Source organism: Nonomuraea sp. B208 (assembly GCF_057536035.1).
On sequence record NZ_BAAJOU010000011.1, the window covers coordinates 17,061 to 37,488 of the forward strand.

The 20,428-nt window shown below is 73.0% G+C and carries 19 protein-coding genes; 14 read left to right on the top strand and 5 right to left on the bottom strand.

All coding sequences use genetic code 11. The features are described 5' to 3' along the window. Positions 1-51: 51 nt before the first annotated feature. From AC27IY_RS09800 to AC27IY_RS09820, 5 genes are read left to right on the top strand one after another with little or no spacing between them, the layout of a single operon-like run. Positions 52-1,089: a GNAT family N-acetyltransferase gene (locus tag AC27IY_RS09800; RefSeq protein WP_423472868.1), complete on the top strand. Its 1,038-nt coding sequence runs from the start codon at positions 52-54 to the stop codon at positions 1,087-1,089. Continuing rightward, entirely contained in the window at positions 1,074-2,111 is a 1,038-nt protein-coding gene (locus AC27IY_RS09805) for a hypothetical protein (RefSeq protein WP_487177723.1), read from the top strand. Before AC27IY_RS09800 ends, AC27IY_RS09805 begins: the two co-directional genes overlap by 16 nt. Next, positions 2,108-2,854, top strand: a complete 747-nt coding sequence (locus tag AC27IY_RS09810) for a hypothetical protein (protein WP_487177724.1) — start codon at positions 2,108-2,110, stop codon at positions 2,852-2,854. Before AC27IY_RS09805 ends, AC27IY_RS09810 begins: the two co-directional genes overlap by 4 nt. Beyond that, entirely contained in the window at positions 2,851-4,029 is a 1,179-nt protein-coding gene (locus tag AC27IY_RS09815; RefSeq protein ID WP_487177725.1) for a hypothetical protein, read from the top strand. Before AC27IY_RS09810 ends, AC27IY_RS09815 begins: the two co-directional genes overlap by 4 nt. Next, positions 4,026-4,979 (top strand): glycosyltransferase, encoded by a 954-nt coding sequence (locus AC27IY_RS09820; RefSeq protein WP_487177726.1) that lies wholly within the window; start codon positions 4,026-4,028, stop codon positions 4,977-4,979. The genes AC27IY_RS09815 and AC27IY_RS09820 overlap by 4 nt, the downstream gene beginning before the upstream one ends. Here AC27IY_RS09820 and AC27IY_RS09825 read toward each other — a convergent pair. Beyond that, positions 4,948-6,180 (bottom strand): NAD(P)-binding domain-containing protein, encoded by a 1,233-nt coding sequence (locus tag AC27IY_RS09825; protein WP_487177768.1) that lies wholly within the window; start codon positions 6,178-6,180, stop codon positions 4,948-4,950. The two genes, AC27IY_RS09820 and AC27IY_RS09825, sit on opposite strands and share 32 nt — an antisense overlap. A 10-nt stretch (positions 6,181-6,190) precedes the next feature. Beyond that, positions 6,191-6,739, bottom strand: coding sequence for an OsmC family protein (locus AC27IY_RS09830; protein WP_344204266.1), 549 nt, complete (start codon positions 6,737-6,739; stop codon positions 6,191-6,193). Between the two features lie 79 nt (positions 6,740-6,818). Here AC27IY_RS09830 and metX point away from each other — a divergent pair, with 79 nt between their 5' ends. From metX to AC27IY_RS09865, 7 genes are all read left to right on the top strand, one after another. Further along, positions 6,819-8,021, top strand: a complete 1,203-nt coding sequence (gene metX, locus AC27IY_RS09835) for a homoserine O-acetyltransferase MetX (RefSeq protein ID WP_487177727.1) — start codon at positions 6,819-6,821, stop codon at positions 8,019-8,021. A gap of 22 nt (positions 8,022-8,043) precedes the next feature. Further along, on the top strand, positions 8,044-9,393 hold the full coding sequence (locus AC27IY_RS09840; protein WP_423472880.1) for an O-acetylhomoserine aminocarboxypropyltransferase/cysteine synthase family protein: 1,350 nt from the start codon (positions 8,044-8,046) through the stop codon (positions 9,391-9,393). After that, the gene (locus AC27IY_RS09845) at positions 9,390-9,872 is read left to right on the top strand and encodes a CoA-binding protein (protein ID WP_329581780.1); all 483 of its coding nucleotides are present in this window, start codon (positions 9,390-9,392) and stop codon (positions 9,870-9,872) included. The genes AC27IY_RS09840 and AC27IY_RS09845 overlap by 4 nt, the downstream gene beginning before the upstream one ends. A 121-nt stretch (positions 9,873-9,993) precedes the next feature. Beyond that, complete coding sequence (locus AC27IY_RS09850) at positions 9,994-10,188, top strand: hypothetical protein (protein WP_423444888.1); 195 nt, start codon at positions 9,994-9,996, stop codon at positions 10,186-10,188. Between the two features lie 172 nt (positions 10,189-10,360). Then, positions 10,361-12,709, top strand: coding sequence for a toll/interleukin-1 receptor domain-containing protein (locus AC27IY_RS09855; protein ID WP_487177728.1), 2,349 nt, complete (start codon positions 10,361-10,363; stop codon positions 12,707-12,709). A gap of 32 nt (positions 12,710-12,741) precedes the next feature. Continuing rightward, positions 12,742-12,966, top strand: a complete 225-nt coding sequence (locus AC27IY_RS09860; RefSeq protein ID WP_487177729.1) for a hypothetical protein — start codon at positions 12,742-12,744, stop codon at positions 12,964-12,966. 8 nt (positions 12,967-12,974) lie between these two features. Then, complete coding sequence (locus tag AC27IY_RS09865; protein WP_487177730.1) at positions 12,975-13,547, top strand: enoyl-CoA hydratase-related protein; 573 nt, start codon at positions 12,975-12,977, stop codon at positions 13,545-13,547. On the opposite strand, the gene ligA is transcribed toward AC27IY_RS09865, so the two are convergent. The 3 genes from ligA to rraA all read right to left on the bottom strand — a co-directional run bounded on the left by ligA (position 13,486) and on the right by rraA (position 18,122). Beyond that, complete coding sequence (gene ligA, locus AC27IY_RS09870; protein ID WP_487177731.1) at positions 13,486-15,591, bottom strand: NAD-dependent DNA ligase LigA; 2,106 nt, start codon at positions 15,589-15,591, stop codon at positions 13,486-13,488. The two genes, AC27IY_RS09865 and ligA, sit on opposite strands and share 62 nt — an antisense overlap. 230 nt (positions 15,592-15,821) lie before the next feature. Further along, a complete protein-coding gene (locus tag AC27IY_RS09875; RefSeq protein WP_487177732.1) occupies positions 15,822-16,136 on the bottom strand; it encodes a hypothetical protein in 315 nt (104 codons plus the stop codon). A gap of 1,515 nt (positions 16,137-17,651) precedes the next feature. Then, positions 17,652-18,122, bottom strand: coding sequence for a ribonuclease E activity regulator RraA (gene rraA / locus AC27IY_RS09880; protein ID WP_487177733.1), 471 nt, complete (start codon positions 18,120-18,122; stop codon positions 17,652-17,654). Between the two features lie 413 nt (positions 18,123-18,535). On the opposite strand from rraA, the gene AC27IY_RS09885 reads away from it, so the two are divergent. Both AC27IY_RS09885 and AC27IY_RS09890 read left to right on the top strand, forming a co-directional pair. Then, the gene (locus AC27IY_RS09885) at positions 18,536-19,168 is read left to right on the top strand and encodes a GntR family transcriptional regulator (protein WP_487177734.1); all 633 of its coding nucleotides are present in this window, start codon (positions 18,536-18,538) and stop codon (positions 19,166-19,168) included. After that, entirely contained in the window at positions 19,165-20,361 is a 1,197-nt protein-coding gene (locus tag AC27IY_RS09890; RefSeq protein WP_487177735.1) for a CaiB/BaiF CoA transferase family protein, read from the top strand. Before AC27IY_RS09885 ends, AC27IY_RS09890 begins: the two co-directional genes overlap by 4 nt. Positions 20,362-20,428 lie beyond the last annotated feature (67 nt).

The following is a 20,428-nucleotide window of genomic DNA, read 5'->3' on the forward strand; positions in this document are numbered from 1 at the left end:
AATGACTCTGTTGCAGATTCGTTGTATTACGTGTCAGTCAAGGACGTACCGGTGAGGTTCGACTTCTTCCAGCCCGGCCGCGACCCCGAACCCGCCGGCTGGGAGGACTTCCGCCGCGCCAGGGAACTCACGGCGATCTGGTCGTACGACGTGATCCGCGCCTCCTTCGACGGCTCCTGGGCCCGGCCGCTGCTGTGCGTGGCCCGCGACGGTGAACGGGTGGTCGGCGCCGTCGGCGCGCTCCGGTCGGGCCGGGGGCCGTTCCTGCTCGACGTACGCCTGCCCGCCCACTCCAACGGCCCCACCTGGGTCCTGCCGGACGGCCCCGAGGGCCGCGCGGTCATCAGGGGCTTCGAACGGGCCGCCCGCGAGGAGTTCGGCCCGTGGCTGGCCGGAGTCGTCTACCGCATGGTCACCGAGCCCGCCCTGCCGCTAGTGGCCAGGCGCGGCGCGGTCGTCCGCCCCTCCCCCGGCACGACCCTGTTACCCCTGCGCTGGACGTCCGCCGACGGCTGGCTCGGCACGCTGAGCGGCAGCCGCCGCGCCTCGCTGCGCCGCCAGGCCCGGCGCATCGAGCAGGACGGCACGCTGCGCGTCGTGACCGGCGCCGGGCGCACCGACCTCGACCCCGCCGAGCTCGCCGACCTCCACGAGCGCCAGGCCGTCAGGATCACCTCGCGCCCCGCCCCCGCCAGGGGCCCGGCCGCCCTCGCCGGGCGGCTCCTCGCCCGGCCGGCCGCCGCGTTCGACCGCCGCCTGTCGCTGCCCGCCGCCTACTTCGCCGAGCTGATCCCCCGCGACGACGTCTGGACCGTCTCCTACCACGACGGCGACCGGCTGATCGGCCTCGCCGTCGTCTACGACCACCCGGTCACCCCGATGTACGGGCCGTTCGCGGCGCTGACCCCCGCCGAAGGCGGGCGCAAGGACCTCTTCTTCTACAGCTACACCCGGATCGTGGCGCACGCGGTGGCGGGTAAGGCCGAGAGCCTGTACGCCGGACGCGGCTTCGTTGACGAGAAACGCTCCCTGGGGTTCGAATACCTCCCCATGAGACTCGTGGCGGTGCCCCGGTGGGCGCTCGGATGAAGGTGGAGCTGCTGGACCCCCGGCACGACCCGGAGCCCGGCGACTGGGAGGAGTTACGCCGGGCCGCCGGGCAGCGGGTGACCTGGCGCTGGGACCTGCTGCGCGCCTACGCCTGGGCCGCCCAGGCCCCCGTCGTGCTGGCCGTGCTGCGGCGCGACGGGCGGGCGGCGGGCGCGGTGGCGGCCTCGCTGCGCGCCCCGAGGCTGCGGCGCGGCCGGTACGCCGACCCCCGGCGCTCCGTCGCGGGCCGGTACGCCGGCCCCCGCCGCTCCCCCGCGGGCATCGTGGACGTGCACGCGCCCGGCAACCGCTCCCAGAAGGGCTGGTGGTGGCGGGACGAGCACGACCCCGAGCTCCTGACCGCCTACCTCCGCGCGGTGCGCCGCGCGCTCGGCCCCGGCTGGCGGAGCACCGTCTGGCGCGAGGTGTCGGAGGGCGAGGACGCCCTGCTGCCCGGCCCGCTCCGGCTGCGCATCCCCACCGCGCCCCTCGCCAGGCTGGCCCTGCCCTGGCCGCGCCTGGACGACTGGTACGCCGTGCTCGACCCGCGCCGCCGCGACTCCCTGCGCAGGCGCGCGAAGACGTTCGCCGCCGAGCTGTCGGTGCGCGTCGGCCCGGCCCGCGACCTGGTCGGCGCGGACGAGGCCGCCCGCCTGCGCGCCGAGAACGACCTCAAGCACCGCAGCAGGCTCTCGCCCGCCCCGCCGCTCCCCCTCCCCTACCTGGAGACGCTGATCGGCAGCGGCGAGAGCGTCGCGCTCACCTACCGGGACGGCCGGCGGCTGCTCGGCCTGTCGCTCATCCTCGACCATCCCGACTGGCCCGTCTGCCTGAGCTGGGGTGCCGTCCCTCCCGAGGAGGGCGGCCGCAAGCACCTCTACTTCGACGGGTACGTCCGCATGATCGAATGGGCCATCCGGTCGGGCCGGCGCGGGCTGGTGCTCGGCAAGGGCCAGGCCGAGGTCAAGCGCGACCTGGGCGCCGAGCTGCGGCCCTCCTCCGCCCTGGCGGTGCCGCTGTGAAGGGGGCCGTCGCGGTGCGCTGCGTGCAGTGCGGGGACCCGCATCCCGTACGGCTGCGCGGGCGGCGCCGGTCGTGCCGCTCCTGCGGGGCCGTGTTCAGGGCGGCGCCGGTCGTGCCCCGGTCAGTGGCCGGGGATCCGCTGGAGCCGTACCTGCCGGCCCGGATGATCCGCTGGATCCGCGACAACGACGACGACTCCATGCCCGACCGGGCCGCGATGACCCGCTGGTACCGGGAGTTCGACGCGCTGGTGGAGCGGGCCAGGACCGACGAGAGCGCCGCCGGGCTGCTGGCGGAGGTCAGCGAGGTCCCGGCCGGCGACCTGCCCGCCAAGCCCGTCGCGTTCGCCCAGGTGTGCGCGGCCCTGCACGCCACCTGCTACGACCTGCGGCTGGCCCGGGCGCGGCTCGCGCCGGACGACCCGTGGGCGGCCGAGCGGCTGGGGCACGTACGGGCCTGGTTCGCCGGGCCGGGCCGCGAGGCCACGTGGGTGGCCGCGCCGCCGGTCGCCGCGCCGGACCCGGCGGCGGTGCGGAAGCTGCTCCCCCTGCCCGAGCGCTTCGAGTCCGGCCCGCTGCGGACGTTCTTCGCCGCGCTGTTCCAGGTGGAGAGAGGGCCCTCGCCGACCGGCGTGCTGGACCGCTTCGGCGCCGAGGCGGTCGAGGACGCCCTGCGGGCCCACCTGCGGGACGGCTCGTACCCGCTGCGCGAGCGCGTGATCGCCGACCTGGACGCCGGATGACCGCCGTCTCCCACCGCGTCGGCCTGTCCCGGCTGACGACGCTGCTGGCCGGCCGGGCCGTCTTCCGTCTCATGCTGTACGGCTCGGCGGCCCTGCTCGCCCTGGCCTGGAGCCGCCCCGACTTCAACGCCTACGCGGCGGTGATGGGCGCGGTCGGCTGGCTGTGCATGGTCGTGCAGTCCGGCGGCGAGAAGGCGGCGCTGAAGCTCATCCCGCGGGCCCACCGCACCCGCGACGACCTCACCGGGATGCTCCGCGCGCTGGTCGCCTACGTGCCGCTGCCGCCCGCGCTCGCGGCCGTGACCGCGCTGGCGCTCGCCCCGGACGCGCGGGTCACGCTCTACCTGCTGGGCGTCGCCTACTACGTGGGGCTGGGCTGCGGCATGCTGGGCGTGGCCCTGCACCGCGCGCTCGGCCACTACACCCGCGACACCGTGCACTTCGCCGTGCTGGGCGTCGGGATGGGCACGATGGCGGCGCTGGCGTTCCTGGCGGGGATCGGGCCCGCCGGCTACCTGACCGGGCTGCTGGCGCTGGTCACCGCGCTCAACGTCGCGCTGCTGCCGGGGCTGCCGCGCGTGCGGCGGCCCCGGCCGGGGGCGCGCCGCGTGCTGGCCGGGACCGTGCTGCTGATGGGCGCGGCCGACGTCATGAACAACGCGATGATCGGCGCGCTGTTCGTGGAGCTGGCGCTGAGCCCGTACGCGGCCCACAGCGGCGACCTCTACCTGGTGACGCTCGGCTGGGGGTTCGCGCTGTCGATCCTCTACACCGTGCAGCGCATCTACCAGCCGCAGCTCTCGCTGCGCGTGGCGGGCGGCGGCGTGGCCGGGGCGCGGGTGCTCGCCCGGCGCATGGCCGGGCTCGCCGCGCTGGGCGCGGCCCTGTGGCTGCTGACCGCCGGGGTCGTGCTGGCCGTGTGGGGGGTGGACGGGCCGGTCGCGCTCGCCGTGCTCGCCCTCACCCTGCTGCCCATGCAGGCGCTGGCGAGCGGCGCCACGTTCGTGGTCGAGCACACGAACCTGCGGGCCAACGCCAGGGCGGTCGTCGTCGCCCTGGCCGCCGTCGCCGGGCTGGGCGTGGTGGCGATCTCCCTGGCCGGGGCGGCCGGGGCCGTGTACGCGCTGGGGGCGAACCCGCTCGTCCTCGGCCTGGCTTTGTGGAGGGCGCGATGACGGGCGCACCGACTGGCGCACCGACCGGACTGACCGTGCTCGTCCCCTGCTTCAACGAGGGCGCGCAGGTCGAGGTGGCCTACCGGGAGCTGACGGCGGAGCTGGCCGCCGTCGAGGACCTGGAGATCCTCTTCGTGGACGACGGCAGCACCGACGACTCCCTCGCCCGCATCCGGGCGCTCGCCGAGACCGACCCGCGGGTGCGTTTTCTGTCCTTCACCCGAAATTTCGGCATCGAGGCCGTCATGGCGGCCGGGTTCCGGCACGCCGGGCAGCCCTGGACCGTCCAGTGCGACGCCGACCTTCAGGTCCCGCCGTCGCAGATCTGGCGGCTGCTCGACGGCGCCGCCGGCGGCCACTACGACGTCGTCTTCGGCCGCCGGGTGCGGCGGCGCGACCCGCTCGTGCGCAGGCTCGGCTCGGCCGGGATGCACTGGGCGGCGCGGGCGGTGTTCCGCATCGAGATGCCCAGAGGGGCGTCCACCTTCCGGCTCGTCCGCACGCCCGTCGCCCGCACGATCATGGACCTGCGGCTGCCGTGGTTCATGGCCGCGGTGCCGCTGGTGGGGGCGCGGCACACCCTGGTCGAGGTCAGCCATCGCGAACGCGACGCCGGCCGGTCCAAGCTGCGGCTGGCCCGGCTGGCGGGGCACTCCTTCGAGCTGTTCTTCGGGTTCTCCTGGCGGCCGTTGAACGTCGTCTACCTGCTGGCGGCGCTGGGCCTGGTCGCCGCGGCGCTGGGGCTGCCGGGCGCGCACCTGCTGGTGCCGGCGGTGACGCTGGCCGCCGTGGCGGTGGTCGGCCGCTACGTCCACCGCCTCGCGCCGCCCCGGCCCGCGTACTACGTCCGCGAGGCGAACGTGCCGCTGCGGCCCGAGGACACCCTCTTCCAGGGCGCCCCCACCCCGCCGCCGCCGCTCACGCCAAGTGCCGCGCCAGGTGGGCGATGACCTCGCGGGCGTCGTCCTCGATGCCGTGGATGAACGTGGACCTGCGCCGCCGCAGCAGGGGCAGGCCCAGCGCGTACAGGCCGGGGCTGTCGGCCACGCCGCCGTCGTGGCGCAGCCGGCCCTTCGCGTCGAGCACCGGCACGTCGAGCCAGCGGTAGTCGGGCCGGAAGCCGGTGGCCCACACGATCGTGCGAATCTCCCCGCTGCCCAGGTCGAGCTGCCAGCGCGCCGACTCGGGCACCCGGGTCGGCGCGAACCGCTCGGGCGGGCCGACCTCGCCGTCCCTGCCGTGCTCGCGGGCCCACGTGTCGAACGTGTCCAGCAGCCGCTCCATCTTGAGGTCGGCCAGCGAGAACACGTTGCGCAGCCCGCCGGAGAACAGCGCCCGGCCGTCCCGCACGCCCGCCCAGCGGCCCACGAGCTCGACGCCCATCGCGGTGAGCGCGTTGAGGTCGAGCGTCGTTCGTTCGGGCGTGCCCACGAGCTGGGGCGAGGGCAGCCGCCTGGCGCGTTCCAGGTCCTCGATCTCGTCGTGGCGCTGGTCCCACACGCCGGAGGCGTCCATCCACCAGAGCACGTCGCGCCCCCGGTAGGTGCGCGGCATGCGGACGTGCTCCCCCACCGACAGCGTCACCGGCCGGCCCGAGGCGCGCAGCTCGGCGGCCAGTTGCACGCCGGTGGCCGACGCCCCGACGACGAGCACGCCGCCCTCGGGGAGCCGGCCGGGCTCGCGGTAGTCGAACGGCGTCAGCTGCCGCACCGACGGCGGCACCGCCTCGCTGAAGGCCGGCACCGCCGGCAGGTTGCACGCCCCGGTCGCGACGACCACCGTCCGGCAGGCGATCTCGCCGTGGCCGGTGGTCACCAGGTAGCCGTCGCCGTCGCGCCGGACGGACGTGACGGCCGTGCCGGTCCGTACGGGCGAGCCGGAGAGCGCGGCGAAGCGCTCGATGAGCTGCGTCACCTCCTTCGTGGTCATGTAGCCGTCGGGGTCCGGGCCTTCGTAGGCGAGGCCCGGCAGGCGGCTCTGCCAGTTGGGGGTGAGCAGCCGGAAGGAGTCCCATCGTTCGCGGTGCCAGGAGTTGGCCACCTCGCCGCGCTCGATCACGACGTGGTCGATCGAGCGCGCGGTGAGGAAGTGGCCGGCGGCGAGGCCCGCGTGCCCCGCCCCGATGACGACCGTCGTGACCCGCTCGGTGATGGCTCGGCCCTCAGGCGACTTCGACGGTGACGTTCGTCGGGTTCGTCAGGGCGTCGAACACCGCCGAGCGCTTCTGGGACTGGGCCACCAGGGCCTCGATGTCCTGCCGCGAGGCGTCCGCGTCGATCTCGAACGTCACCTTGATGTCGTCGAAGCCGTTGCGTACGTCGCTGTCGGCGCCCAGGATGCCGCGGATGTCGTGGGTGCCTTCGAGCCGCGCCTCGACGGAGCGGAGCTGGATGCCGCGGTTCTGGGCGACGGAGGCGACGCCGGCCGTCAGGCAGCTCGCCAGGCCGACGAGCAGGTACTCGATCGGCGTGATGCCGTTGTCCTCGGCCGCGAAGACCTCGGGGTGGTCGGCGTCGAACACCGCCTCGCTGCGGTGGGAGCGCTCCTCCCCGAGCCCGAAGAACTCCTTGACCGTCGTCGTGCTGTGCACGCCGTTCCGCCAGGTGCTGGAGGCCCGCCAGACGAACCGCGCGGCGTCGGGCGCGTCCTTCAGCGCCTCGCGCGCGTCCAGCAGCGCCTGGACGTTCACGCCGTTGGAGACCGTGGTCATACCTTCCGCCCTTCGCTCACTACCCGCTATTCCGGTAGGTATTTGACCATACACCGGGCGTGGCGGCTACCATAAGCCCATGTCGCAGCCAGCCAGGACCCTCGCCGGCTCCGTGGGCGCTGTCGAGACCCGCTACCTCGACCTGCCCCGGCCCGTGCGGCTCGACTGTGGCCGCGACCTGCATCCGGTCCGGGTGGCGTACGAGACCTACGGCACCCTGTCGCCCCGGCGCGACAACGTCATCCTGGTCTGCCACGCCCTCAGCGGCGACGCCCACGCGGCGGGCGTGTCCACGGCGCCGGTCGAGGCGGGCACCCGCGACGGGTTCGGCGCCGAGGAGCGCGACGGCGCGGGCGGCAGGGCGCTCGGCTGGTGGGACGGCATGATCGGCCCCGGCAAGGCGTTCGACACCGACCGGTTCTTCGTCGTCTCCACGAACCTGCTCGGCGGCTGCCGCGGCACGACCGGGCCGTCCTCGGTGGACCCGGCGACGGGCCGGCCGTACGGGCCGGACTTCCCGGTCATCACGGTCGCGGACATGGTCCGGACCCAGCGCGCCTTCCTCGACGCCCTCGGCGTCGAACGGCTCGCCGCGGTCGCCGGCGGCTCGCTCGGCGGGATGCAGGCGCTCGAATGGGCGGTGCGCTACCCCGGCCAGGTGGACGCCGTCGTCGCCATCGCCAGCACGCACGCCCTCCACCCGCAGGGCGTGGCCTGGAACGCGATCGCCCGCGAGTCGATCCTGCGCGACCCGGCCTGGCAGGGCGGCCGCTACTACGGCACCGGCCGCGCCCCCGACGCCGGCATGGGCGTCGGGCGCATGGTCGGCCACATCACCTACCTGTCCGGGCCCGCGCTCAGCGAGAAGTTCGGCCGGCGGCTCCAGCACGCCGACGACCTGCGCTACACCATCACCGAGCCGGAGTTCGAGGTGGAGAGCTATCTGCGCCACCAGGCCGACGCCTTCGTCAAGCGCTTCGACGCCAACACCTACCTCTATCTCTCGCGCGCCCTGACGTACTTCGACCTCGCCAGGCGGCACGGCGGCGGCTCGCTCGCGCGGGCGCTGGCCGGCGTCGAGGCGCGGACGCTGCTCATCGCCTTCAGCTCCGACTGGCTCTACCCGCCGTCGGCCTCGGAGGAGATCGAGCGGGCGCTGCGGGCCGCCGGCAAGCCGGTGTCGTACGAGCTGATCGACGCCCCGTACGGGCACGACTGCTTCCTGCTCGAAGAGGCGCGGCAGACTCCCATCATCCGCCGGTTCCTCGGCGGAGCCGGATGACAGCGAGGAAGAGGTTCTTCTCGTGACCGACCAGTCCCCCCGCGACCTCCCCCGGGCCGAACAGGCCCGCGAGTTCGGCTTCGAGACCCGGCAACTGCACGCCGGGCAGCGGCCCGACCCCAACACGGGCGCGCGGGCGGTGCCGATCTTCCAGACCACCAGCTACGTCTTCGAGGACCCCGAGTCCGCGGCGGCGTACTTCAACCTCCAGGAGTACGGGAACACGTACTCACGGATCATGAACCCGACCGTCGCCGTGTTCGAGGAGCGGGTGGCCAACCTGGAGGGCGGCAGCGGCGCGGTGGCCTTCGCCAGCGGCATCGCCGCGCAGGCCGCCGCGCTCTTCACCCTGCTCCAGCCCGGCGACCACGTCGTGTCGTCCTCGGCCCTCTACGGCGGGACCGTCAACCAGCTCAAGCACCTGCTGCGCAAGATGGGCGTGGAGCTGACGTGGGTGGACCCGGACGACCCGGACGCCTGGCGGCAGGCGGTGCGGCCCACCACCAAGGCGTTCTTCGCCGAGACGATCGGCAACCCCGCCGGCAACGTGCTCGACATCGAGACCGTGGCGGCCATCGCGCACGAGCACGGGCTGCCGCTCGTCGTGGACAACACGTTCGCGACCCCCTACCTGTGCCGGCCGATCGAGTGGGGCGCCGACATCGTGGTCCACTCGGCGACCAAGTTCATCGGCGGCCACGGCACCAGCATCGGCGGGGTGGTCGTGGAGGCGGGCACGTTCGACTGGTCCAACGGGCGCTTCCCGGTGGTCGCCGACCCGTCGCCGGCCTACCACGGGCTGCGCTTCCACGAGACGTTCGGCGAGTACGGCTACCTGATGAAGCTGCGCGCCGAGACCCTGCGCGACCTCGGCGCGGCGCTGTCGCCGTTCAACGCCTTCCTGCTCCTCCAGGGTCTGGAGACGCTGTCGCTGCGGATGGACCGGCACGTCGAGAACGCGCGGGCGGTCGCGGCCTTCCTCGACGGGCACGAGCTGGCCTCCAACGTGACCTATCCCGGCCTGCCGGGCGCGAAGTACGCGCCCCTGGTGGAGAAATACCTGCCGCGCGGCGCCGGCGCGGTGTTCTCCTTCGACTGCGCGGGCGGCCGGGCCGGCGGGCAGGGCCTCATCGGCGGCCTGACGCTCTGGTCGCACCTGGCGAACGTCGGCGACGCCAAGAGCCTGGTCATCCACCCGGCCAGCACGACGCACCGCCAGCTCGGCGACGACGAGCTGCGGGCGGCCGGCGTCGGGCCCGGCACGGTGCGGCTGTCGGTCGGCACCGAGTCGGTCGCGGACCTCATCTGGGACCTGGAACAGGGCTTCGCCCGCGTCGGCGCGGCGATCGGGAAGAAGGCGGGGACGGCATGACCGAGCTCGGACGCTACCAGGACCCGCTGACGATCCAGCGGGTGCTCCACTCGACCAGGACGATCGCGATCGTCGGCCTGTCCGGCAACGAGCTGCGGGCCAGCCATTTCGTCGGCTACTACCTCAAGCGGCACGGCTACCGGGTGATCCCGGTCAACCCGCGCGAGAAGGAGATCCTCGGCGAGCCCAGCTACCCCAGCCTGCTCGACGTGCCGGTGCCGGTCGACCTGGTGAACGTCTTCCGCGCCCCCGACGCGCTGCCGGACCTCGCGCGGGAGACCGTGTCGATCCGGGCCGCCGCCCTCTGGTGCCAGTTCGGCGTGATCAACGAGGAGGGCGCGCGGATCGCCGAGGACGGCGGCGTGACCGTGATCATGGACCGCTGCCTGAAGGTGGAGCACGCGCGGTATGTGGGGCGGATGCACTGGCTCGGCTTCAACACCCGCCGCATCACCTCGGTCCGCTCGGGGCTCCAATAGCCGCGATGTTCAAGAATCACATCCCCGCGGATCACGATTATCAGTCCGGGCGGATGATTATCACGCTTGAATAATTTTCGCGTTGTTGCACGTCGGGGCGGCCATACGGGACTGTCTCGTCATGACAAATGACGACAAGGAAGAGGATGACGCGCCGAGCGTGGCGTCCGAATGCGGACGGACGGTCCGGGACGCCCTGGAAAGCAAAGCCCGGACCGTCCGCTTGTGCCTCATACTCGCCGTTCTCGGGACGAGTATGACCATCCCGCTGTTCATCCTCCTGATCGCCCTCAGGACGGTCGCCGGCGGGAACTGAAAGCAGCCTCCCAAGAGGCAGGAGCACCCTTCGTTCACCGGACGGAAGATCCTCCTCCCTTGGGGGGCTTTTCTCCTCCTGAATGGCAGCCATCCGCCGAAAGTGGATAATCCTCTACCTGAGCAGTCGAACACCGTATCGGGGCGTCCACCAGTCTTGCGAGGGGACCGTCATGGGGCCGGACGAGTACGACGTCTTCCTCAGTTACGCCGGCGACGACCGGGAGGAGGCGCGCGCCCTGGAGGACGCGCTGCGCGGGGCGAAGGTGCGCGGCCGGCCCCTGCGCGTCTTCCGCGACGAACGGTCGATCGGCCATCACGAGAGCATCACCAGGAAGATCACCGAGGGCGTGCTGAGGTCGGCCGTCCTGCTCGCCTACTACTCGCGGGCCTATCCGACGCGACCGGCCTGCCAGCTCGAGCTGACGTTCGCGTTCCTGCTGGCGCAGCGGAGCCGTACGGTGCGGGGGCGCGTCCTCGTGGTCAACCCCGAGGACGGCTCGGACCACATCGAGCCCGTCGAGTTACGCGACCTGAAGTACCGGCGGCCGCCCGCCTCCGAGCCCGAACGCCGGCGCTTCGCCGAGGAGGTGGCCGAGCGGGTGGCGGCGCTGTCCGGACCGCTCGGCGCGGCGGCGAGTGCCGAGCCGCCCCATTGGTGGCCGGGCGAGCCGCTGCCCGACCGCGAGGCCGTCCACCGGTACGCCGAGCTGTGGCGCCTGCACTCGGCCCTGCAGGCGGGCACGTCCGCGCTCGTCGCGCCGGGGCCTCGGATGGGCGTGGCGGTGGTCTCCGGGCTGCCGGGGAGCGGCAAGACCACGCTGGCGGCCCAGTACGCCCAGGAGTTCGCCGCCGCCTTCCCCGGCGGGGTGCACTGCTTCACCCTCGACCCCGGGAAGACGGGCCCCGACCTGCTGCTCGACTACCGCCGCCTGGTGCGCGACATGGCCGTCGCCACCGGGATCCCGCTCGCCGGCGTGCCCGACGACCGCCTCCTCCCGCATGTCGCCGCCCATTTCAGGGGGCGGGCGGAGCCGGCGCTGTGGATCGTCGACCAGCTTCCCGCCGGGATCTCCGACGAGACCGTCCGGAAGCTGCTGATCCCCTCCCGGTACGTACGCACGATCCTGACCTGCCAGGAGGACCGCTTCACCGACCTCGGCGGCCCCGTACGACTGGGCGGCCTGACGGAGGCCGAAGGGCTCGCCCTGCTCAGGGACGCGTACGGGCCCGGGGAGGAGGCCGAGGCCGCCGCGCTCGTCCGCGACCTGAGCGGACATCCGCACGACCTCCGCATGGCGGGCGCGGAACTGCGGACGGGCCGCGGCATGATCTCGCTCACCGAGTACCGCCACCAGGTCGCGGGCACGGCGGACAGCGTGCTGGCGGACATCCTGCGCGAGCTGGACATCCCGGCGTGGACGGTGCTCGGCCTGGCGTCGTTCCTCACGCCGGCCCCGCTCCCGCGAGCCCTGCTGAGCCGCGCGGCGGCACTGCTGCACGGCTGGAGCAGGCAGGAGACGCAGGAGCGGCTGCTGCCCGCCCTGGAGTCACTGACCCGCCGGTGCCTCCTCGCGGCGGCGGGCGACTGCGTGTCCGTGCACCCGAGGGTGCTCCGCGCCGTGCCGGAGCCGGCCCGGCGCGGCTGCCTGCCCGCGGCGGCCCGGGCCGTCGCCGAACACCTCACCGCACCGGAGCCGGGGCCTGAGGTCGTGGCGCACGCACGTCACCTGGTCACCCTGGAGGACCTGCCCGCCGACGTCGCCGAGACCCTGCTGTCCAGGCTGGCCGCGCTCGACGAACGGTCGTCGCCCCTGACGGCGCGGCTGCGTGAACGCCACGGCGACGACGACCCACGCACCCGCGCCGCGCTGCTCCTCGTCACCGTCGCCGACTACATCTCAGCCCGGACTCCATTGCCGCGCGGACGCGTCGTCCACATGGCCGCGGCGGCCGTCGCCGGACTGGTCGCCGGACTGGTGATCTTCGAGCTGACCCGCATCGGAGGACGTGGACTCTCCGTCGCCGCCGGGGCGGTGGCCGGGATGGCGTGCGTCGTGGTGGCCCGGATCCGCAACCGATCATCCCCGCCGGCCGAGGTCAAGCTGACATTCGTGGTCGATGACGAGAGCCGTGACGTCGCATGGAAGCTGTTCGTGGAGATCACCACTCGCGTGTCCACCCAGCCGTTGAACGACGACGAGGGCCTGACCCGCGAGGCGCTCTCGTCGCTCTATGGCCTGTTCGCCACCGTCCGCGACACCCTGAAGGCGGGCAGGCCGTCGGTGCCCGCTGGTGACCGGACGGTCGAGCAACTGGCGATCACCATGCTCAACCAGGAGCTGCGGCCCTTCCTGTCGAAGTGGCACCCGCGGCTGCGCGAGTTCGAGCAGGCGCATCCGGACATGCCCGAGCCGGCCTGGCCGGGCAACGCAGCCTGCCGCGTCGAGCTGCGGCAGGTGCAGGGACGCATCCAGGACTACGCGAAGGAGTTCGGCGAGCTGGCCGGTGTGAGCGGATGACGATTTTCATCGAACAGCGGAAACACGTGGCAATGTCACACTTAGCCGAGCCGGTGCTTCTCGGCAGGAACGTCGACGCCTGGACCGCCCGGCGGATGGGTCTGGTGAACCGGGTCGTGCCGGCGGAGTGCGTGATCGAGGCGGGGGTGGCGCCGGCGGAGGAGGCGGCGGCCAGGACAGTCCCGTCGCGACGACCTGAGGCGGCCCGCTCCCGCGCCAGGGCGGGCCCGGCCGTCGCTGACGCGCCTCGGTGGTGATGTTGCCGGTGGCCACCGGTGACCTGCAGAAGGTGTACGAGAGCTTCCTGATCCTCCGCTCCCTGTCCATTCCCACCATCGCCGCCGTGAACGGACCCGCGATCGGCGCCGGGCTGAACCTCGCGATGGCCTGTGATCTGCGCATCGCCGGTGCGGGAGCTCGGTTCGGCGCGACGTTCTCCCAGCTCGGTCTGCATCCCGGCGGCGGCTGCGCCTGGTTCCTGGTGCAGGCCCTCTGCTCGCAGCGCGCGTTGAAGCTGCTCCTGGACGGGGGCACGCTCACGGGCGCGGAGGCGGTGGAGGCGGGCCTGGCTCTGTCGGTCGAGGACGATCCGGTGGCCGCCGCCACAGCCTTGGGGCGTGCGTGCGCGGAGCTGGACCCCCGGCTGGTACGGCACATCAGAAGCGCGGTGCGGATCGCGGCGGCCGAGGGCTTCGACGCCACGCTCGAGTTCGAAGCCTGGGCGCAGGCGTACTCGGCAACCCAGCCACGCATCCACGAGGTCCTGGTCCGGGTGGTCAGGCGGACGGTTGCTGGAGCAGGGGGGCGACGAGGGTGGCGAACTCCTCCGGCGTCGTGATCGGCACGCCGAGTTGCTGGGCCTTGGTGTGTTTGGAGCCTGCCTTCTCCCCCGCCACCAGCAAAGACGTCCGGGCGGACACGCTGGAGGAGGCCTTGCCGCCGGCTCGCTCGATGAGCTCGTTGACCTCGTTGCGTGACAGCGCCGCGAGCGGCCCGGTCATCGTGCCGGTGACCACCACCGACATCGAGGCCAGCGGCAGTGTCGTCGTCATCACTGAATCCGCTGCCTGCTGGTCCGGCGTCGCTTCCGCGGCGGGCGGGGTGGCGCCGGGCTCGGTCATGTTGACGCCCGCGCGTACGAGCTTGTCGATGAGCGGGGCGAGCTCGGTCAGCTCGTCCACCACCACCGGCGCCTTCTCCGGGCCGATGCCGTCCACCTGCTGGATCGCGTCAGGGTCGGCGGCGCGGATCGCGTCCATGGTGGCGAAGTGGCGGGCGATGCGGCGGCTCATGGATCGGCCCGTGCCGCGTACGCCCAGCGCGCAGAACACCCGGCTGAGCGGCCGGCCCTTGGCCCGGTCGAGGGCGGCCAGGAGGTTGTCGGTGCTGGTGGCGCCCATGCGTTCGAGGCCGAGCAGCTGCTCGCGGGTCAGGAAGAACAGGTCGGCGAAGTCGGCGATGAGACCGGCGTCGAGCATCTGCCTGATCCGGTTTTCCGCCAGGCCCTCGATGTCGAGCTGGTCGCGGCCGGCGGCGTAGACGATGGAGGCGATCGCGCGGCATCCGCGCCCGCGCACGCACCGCCACCGCTCCTGGGAGGCGTCGATCGCGTCGCCGCACGACGGGCAGACCTGGGGGATGTCGATGGGCCGCTCGTCGCCGGTGCGCAGGTGCACGACGGGCGCCTCGACCCGCGGGATGACGTCGCCCGCCTTGTAGACGGTGACGCTGTCGCCGATCATGAGGCCACGGCGGGCGATGTCGGCGGGGTTGTGCAGGGTCGCGTACGTGACGAGGCTGCCGTCGAGCTCGACCGGCTCCAGCACGGCGCGCGGGGCGATGACGCCGGTGCGGCCGGTGTTCCACTCCACGGCCAGCAGCTTGGTGATCTTCTCTGTGGCGGGCAGTTTGTAGGCGATCGCCCAGCGCGGCGCGCGCGAGCTGAACCCGGCCTGCGCCTGGTCGGCGGCCAGATCGCACTTGATCACGATGCCGTCGATGCCGAACGGCAGCTCGGCCCGGACCGCCGCGATCTCGCCCACCCGCTCCTGGACGCGCTCCAGCGTGCCGGCGACGATGCCCGCGACCGGCGTGGCCGCCGTGGTCTGCACCCCCTGCGCGGCCACCCACTCCATGACCTGGCTGTGCGGCAGCTCGCGCAGCCGCGTGGCCTGCTCGGAGTCGTCGTCGGGCCGCGGCAGCGCGCCGTAGCCGAAGAAGGTCAGCTCGCACACGTAGGGGCGGTCCTGCGCCCGCAGCGTGCCCGCCGCAGCGCTGCGCGGGTTGGCGAACGTGGTGCCGTCGTGCGCCCGCCGCTTGGCGCACGCCTCCTCGAACTGGCTGGTGGTCATCATGACCTCGCCGCGCAGCTCCACCGTGACCGGCTCGGCCAGCCGGTCGGGCAGGCCGACGATGGTGCCGATGGCGTGCGAGACGTCCTCTCCCGCGACCCCGTCGCCGCGCGTGACGAGCTGCGCCAGCCGGCCGCGCCGGTAGCGGGCCGAGATCGCGAGGCCGTCGAGCTTGGGCTCCACGCTCCACGCCGCCACCGGACGGCCGAGCCGCCGCTCCAGCGAGGCCGCCCAGTCGGCGAGCTGCTCGGGGCCGAACACGTTGTCCAGGCTCAGCATGGGCACCGTGTGCGGCACGTCGCCCACGACGGCCCCGCCCGCCACCTTGCCGGTCGGCGAGGCGGGCAGCACCTCGCCCGGGTGCTCCTCCTCGTAGACGGCGATGCCGCGGACCAGCCGGTCGTAGGCGTCGTCGTCGAGCGTCGAGGTGCCGTCGGCGTAGTAGGCGGCGGCGGAGTCGACGGCGAGCTGCACGGCCTCGGCGTATGCCGTGGCGTCGGCGGGCACGGTGAAGGGGGGCGTCTCGGTCATGGCCCCATCATGGCGATCGCCACCGACAACTTCCGGCCCGCCGACGCGCGTGTGGACCGGGCCGCGTTCGCGATGGCCTGAAGGGCGTGGAGGGCATGAGGAGAGGGTCGCATCGGCGGACGGTGCGACCCTCTCGTTCTCTGTGGCGGTGATCAGATGTGGTGAGCGAGACGGCCGCGGCGTGGCCGGACTCGGCTCAGGTGATCAGTTCGGTTGGTCGGCTTGGTCGGTCAGCCGATCGGCTGGTGGTTGATCGGCTCGATTGAGTCGGTCGGGTTGGCTTGGTCGGTTGGCTTCGTCGTCGGTCGGTCGGCTTGGCTTGGCTTGGTCGGTCGGTCGGTCGGTGCTGATCGGGGATCAGCCGCCACCGCCGCCGCCACCTCCGCCGCCGCCACCGCCACCGCCGCCACCGCCGCCACCTCCGCCACCGCCGCCGCCGCCTCCGCCGCCGCCGGCGCGGTTGACGTTCTGGTTGTTGATGTCGACGTTGGCGCCGCCGCCACCGCCGCCACCTCCACCGCCGCCACCGCCACCGCCGCCGCCACCTCCGCCACCTCCACGGATGGCGCGGCAGCGGGCCGGGTTCCGGTGGAACCTGCAGGGACGCTGGGTGGTGAGGCTTTCCGTCGTCGTCGCGCTCTGAGCGGTGGGCTCAGCGGCGGCGGCCGGGGCCGAAGCCGCCACCGGGACGACAAGGGCCGAGGCCGTCATCGCTGCGGCCGCGAGGAGGTTCTTGACGCTGGTCATGTCAGTTCGCCTTCCGCTGGTGCTTGGGACGGAGGGCCATTCCGGGTCCTGACTAGACACCGGGTCTCGGCCCGAACTCGACTCCACGCTAGGGCGACGCCCCGGCCCGCTTGATCCCGTGGCGGCAAAGGCTGGGCTGCCCTTATTTTGAGCGCCGTAGGAGTACGGTGAGGTCCGTAAGAACCGGCATGACCGGGACAAAAGAGCAGGCCAACGACGGGCGGCGTTCGTCGAGGGATGCCGAAGTCCTCCGCGCGATGCATCGCGACAGAAGGAGAAGCCGGTAAAGGGGTCGGGGCCCGCGACGGCGGGCCGGGAGGCCGCCGAGCTTTACGACCTGAAGGCGGCGGTAGAGCAGGCGGCCTGCCCCGGTTGCGGTTGCGTGACCGTACCTGGCCTCCTGCGACGAGCTCTCCGATGCCGCTGAGTAGCGTCAGGTGAGCTGGTTGTAGTCCAGCTCGGACGTAGTTGGCGCCGCCTGCGAAGTGCGGCAACCCCTTGGCCCGGCGGATGACGTCGTAGCCCGGCCGGGGTGGCCTGACAGTCGCGGCGACGGCTGGGGCCACCAAGAGGACGACAGGGCTGATGGGAGCACTTGGATGCGCCACTCCCCTTCGGCGAAGCGTTAGCGCTAACATCAAGGCGCTGCGGCGGCCAGGGGTTCTCTAGGGGGCTTCAGGGGGAGCGCGGGAGCGCGGTGCTGCCTCTGGAGACCACTTCGGGCGAGATGAAGCGCCGGCCGACGGTGACTGCACGCACGCGCACGAGGTTCCCGCACCGCCATGGAGCCGAGGCGGTCGGGCGCGCTCTCGATGAACGAATACGACAGGGAGAGGGTCGCGGCGAAGTCGGCGGAGTAGCGGCCGACCCGGACACCCGTTGCCCCGCTCATAGGTGGCGGAAGGCAGGGTCGCCGCGGCCGTCTCGTTGTTGATCAGCAGGCCGGTCGCCGTCGAGCAGCCTTTGAGCAGGCGTCCCACGGCGGGCTGCCGGGACTGCCCGTAGACGCCGTGCAGGGTGACGCCGTGCAGGGTGACGCCGAGCCGGCGTCGCGGAGGCGTCACACCTACGCGCCACCCCGCTCCACCACGGCCGCGGGACGAGTCCCGGCCTCCTCGGAGTCCAGGTCGACCACGTCCAGGATGGCAGCTTGGCGTCCTCCTGGGCGATGTTCATGAGGACAGGCGCCGCCGACCATGCGGGAGCCGGTGACCCAGGCGCAGCACCCGCCCCCCGTCGGCCTCGGTGACCGGCAGCGTGTCACAGCCCAGGTCGCGGGCGAGCAGACCGAGGCCCTGGTCAGGGCGCCGGTGTCAGGGGCGGGTGACGAGGATGCCGTCCTCGTCGGAGAAGAGCTCGGCCCCCGGATGGAAGACCGCGTCGCCGAAGGTGACCGGGACGTCCCGCTCGCCGGCGCCCGTCTTGGCGCTCTTGCGGGGGTTCGAGCCGAGCGCCTTGACGCCGAGGTCCAGGTCGCTGAGGGCGGCGACGTCGCGGACCACGCCGTTGATCACCACGCCGGCCCAGCCGCTCGCCACCGCGATGCCCGCGATGACGTCGCCCATGAGCGCGGCGCGCAGGGAGCCGCCGCCGTCCACGACCAGCACGCGCCCCTCGCCGGGCTCGGACAGCACCGACTTGAGCAGGGCGTTGTCCTCGTGGCAGCGGACGGTCGCGATCCGACCGGAGAAGGCGCGGCGGCCGCCGTACTGGCGCAGTTGCAGGTGGCAGGAGTCGAGTTGGTCGCCGCGCTCGTCGTACAGGTCGGCGGTGGAGATGGTCATGATCGCGCCCTTCCGTCGGCACGACTCTACGAGGTGGGGCGGGCCGGCACGCGAACGCCCCCGGCGGCGAGGTCGGCGGCCGGGGGCGTCGGACGTTGGCGCTCCAGGCATCCCCGCTGGAGCGACGCCAGATTATCGGCTCAATGTCCGGTTTGTACAGGTTTTTTCGGTCAGTCGCCACGCCCGGCCGGTCGCCACACACGGCGAACGCCTCGGCCGCCATGACAGCCGAGGCGTTCTGTGGGCACTCGATCCCAATGGCCATATACCCACGTCGCCCGCCTTATATGCATATGTCCGTTTGATGTGGCGAGCCCACACCGGCGACCGCAGGCGACATGATGTATGCAACAGCTTGCGCATGAACCACCCTTGAGCCAAGAAGGCCGCCAGCCGATCAAGGAGTTGTATATATGTCGGCCGTGGACGACCTCAGAAGCCTCATCCTGGGCGGCCAGTACGCCCCAGGAGACCGGCTCGCCGAGGTCGAGCCGGCCGAGGTCCTCGGCGTCAGCCGCACCCCCGTGCGCGAGGCGTTGCGCCGGCTGGCCGCGGAAGGGCTGGTCGAGCTCATCGCGAACAAGGGCGCCAGGGTGGTCGAGTACCCCCGCGACGACCTGGAGTCGATCTTCGAGCTGCGGGCCAGGATCGAGGGGCTGGCCGCCCGCCAGGCGGCGCTCGCCGCCGCCCCGGAGGACGCCGACCGGCTGCACGCCGTCGCCGTGGAGCTGCGCGAGCACGCCGGCCGGGACGACCTCGACGCCGGCTGCCGGCTCAACGCCGACTTCCACCAGGGCCTGGTCCGGCTCGGCGGCAGCGCGCTGCTGGCCCAGCAGATCAGCATGCTCGTCCACTCCCCCGTGCTGCTGCGCACCTACGGCTCCTTCGACAAGGAGGCCATGGACCGCAGCGCCGGCCACCACCTGGAGATCGCCGCGGCCGTCCGCGCCGGCGACCCCGACTGGGCGGAGGCGGTCATGAGGGCCCACCTGTTCTCGGCCCGCGCGTCGTTGCTGGGTCCCCGGCACCAGGAGAGCGAGCCATGAGAGGACTCCCGCTCGGCGACGTCCGGGTCGTGGAACTCGGGCAACTGATCGCCGGCCCGTTCTGCGGCCAGTTGCTCGGCGACTTCGGCGCCGAGGTGATCAAGGTCGAGGACCCGCGCACGGGCGACCCCATGCGCCAGTGGGGCAGGGAGAAACCGCACGGCAAGTCGCTGTGGTGGCCGGTCGTGGCCCGCAACAAGAAGTCGGTGACCTGCGACCTGCGCACCCCCGAGGGCCAGGAGCTCGTCCGCCGCCTGGTCGCGAAGTCCGACGTGCTGCTGGAGAACTTCCGCCCCGGCACGCTGGAGCGCTGGGGTCTCGGCCCGGAGCGGCTGCACGAGCTCAACCCCCGGCTCGTCATCACGCGCGTGACCGGCTACGGCCAGACCGGCCCGTACGCCCCCCGCGCCGGCTACGGCTCGATCGGCGAGGCCATGGGCGGCATCCGGTACGTCACCGGCGACCCGTCGCTGCCCCCGTCGCGGGCCGGCGTCTCGCTGGGCGACTCGCTGGCCGCCACGTACGCCTGCCTCGGCACCCTCGTCGCGCTGCACGAGCGCGAGCGCAGCGGCCGCGGCCAGGTCGTCGACTCGGCGATCTACGAGTCGGTGCTGGCCGTGATGGAGTCGCTGCTGCCGGAGTGGCAGCAGGCCGGCTACCAGCGGGAGCGCACCGGCGCCGTGCTGCCGAACGTCGCGCCGAGCAACGTCTACCCGACCGCCGACGGCGACAGCGTCCTCATCGCGGCCAACCAGGACAGCGTGTTCACCCGCCTGGCCGCCGTGATGGGCCGCCCTGAACTGGCGGAGGACGAGCGCTACGCCACCCATGCCGCCCGCGGCGCGAACATGGCCGAGCTGGACGGCCTCATCGCGGCCTGGTCGGCGACGCTGCCCGCCCAGGACCTGCTCGGCCTGCTGCACGCGGGAGGGGTGCCGGCCGGGCGGATCTACCGCGCGGCCGACATGTTCGCCGATCCGCACTTCGCCGCCCGCGAGGCCATCGTCCGCGTCGCGCACCCCGACTTCGGGGAGCTGGCCATGCAGAACGTCGCGCCGAAGCTGTCGGACACGCCCGGCGCGGTCCGCTCCACCGGGCCGGAGCTGGGCCGGCACAACCACGAGATCTACCACGGCCTGCTCGGCCTCACCCAGGAGGAGACGGACCGGCTCTCGGCCGGCGGGATCATCTAGCGATCCAGGCGTCCAGCGGTCCGCAGGCGGGCCGCAAGCGCCCCGGCGCTCAATGGTGGACGTACCG

Coding starts and splice junctions, on each gene's coding strand:
- AC27IY_RS09815 (WP_487177725.1), top strand. CDS start 2,851: ATGACCGCCGTCTCCCACCGCGTCGGCCTGTCCCGGCTGACGACGCTG.
- AC27IY_RS09820 (WP_487177726.1), top strand. CDS start 4,026: ATGACGGGCGCACCGACTGGCGCACCGACCGGACTGACCGTGCTCGTC.
- AC27IY_RS09830 (WP_344204266.1), bottom strand. CDS start 6,739: ATGACCACGGTCTCCAACGGCGTGAACGTCCAGGCGCTGCTGGACGCG.
- metX (WP_487177727.1), top strand. CDS start 6,819: ATGTCGCAGCCAGCCAGGACCCTCGCCGGCTCCGTGGGCGCTGTCGAG.
- AC27IY_RS09845 (WP_329581780.1), top strand. CDS start 9,390: ATGACCGAGCTCGGACGCTACCAGGACCCGCTGACGATCCAGCGGGTG.
- AC27IY_RS09850 (WP_423444888.1), top strand. CDS start 9,994: ATGACAAATGACGACAAGGAAGAGGATGACGCGCCGAGCGTGGCGTCC.
- AC27IY_RS09855 (WP_487177728.1), top strand. CDS start 10,361: ATGGGGCCGGACGAGTACGACGTCTTCCTCAGTTACGCCGGCGACGAC.
- AC27IY_RS09860 (WP_487177729.1), top strand. CDS start 12,742: ATGTCACACTTAGCCGAGCCGGTGCTTCTCGGCAGGAACGTCGACGCC.
- ligA (WP_487177731.1), bottom strand. CDS start 15,591: ATGACCGAGACGCCCCCCTTCACCGTGCCCGCCGACGCCACGGCATAC.
- rraA (WP_487177733.1), bottom strand. CDS start 18,122: ATGACCATCTCCACCGCCGACCTGTACGACGAGCGCGGCGACCAACTC.
- AC27IY_RS09885 (WP_487177734.1), top strand. CDS start 18,536: ATGTCGGCCGTGGACGACCTCAGAAGCCTCATCCTGGGCGGCCAGTAC.
- AC27IY_RS09890 (WP_487177735.1), top strand. CDS start 19,165: ATGAGAGGACTCCCGCTCGGCGACGTCCGGGTCGTGGAACTCGGGCAA.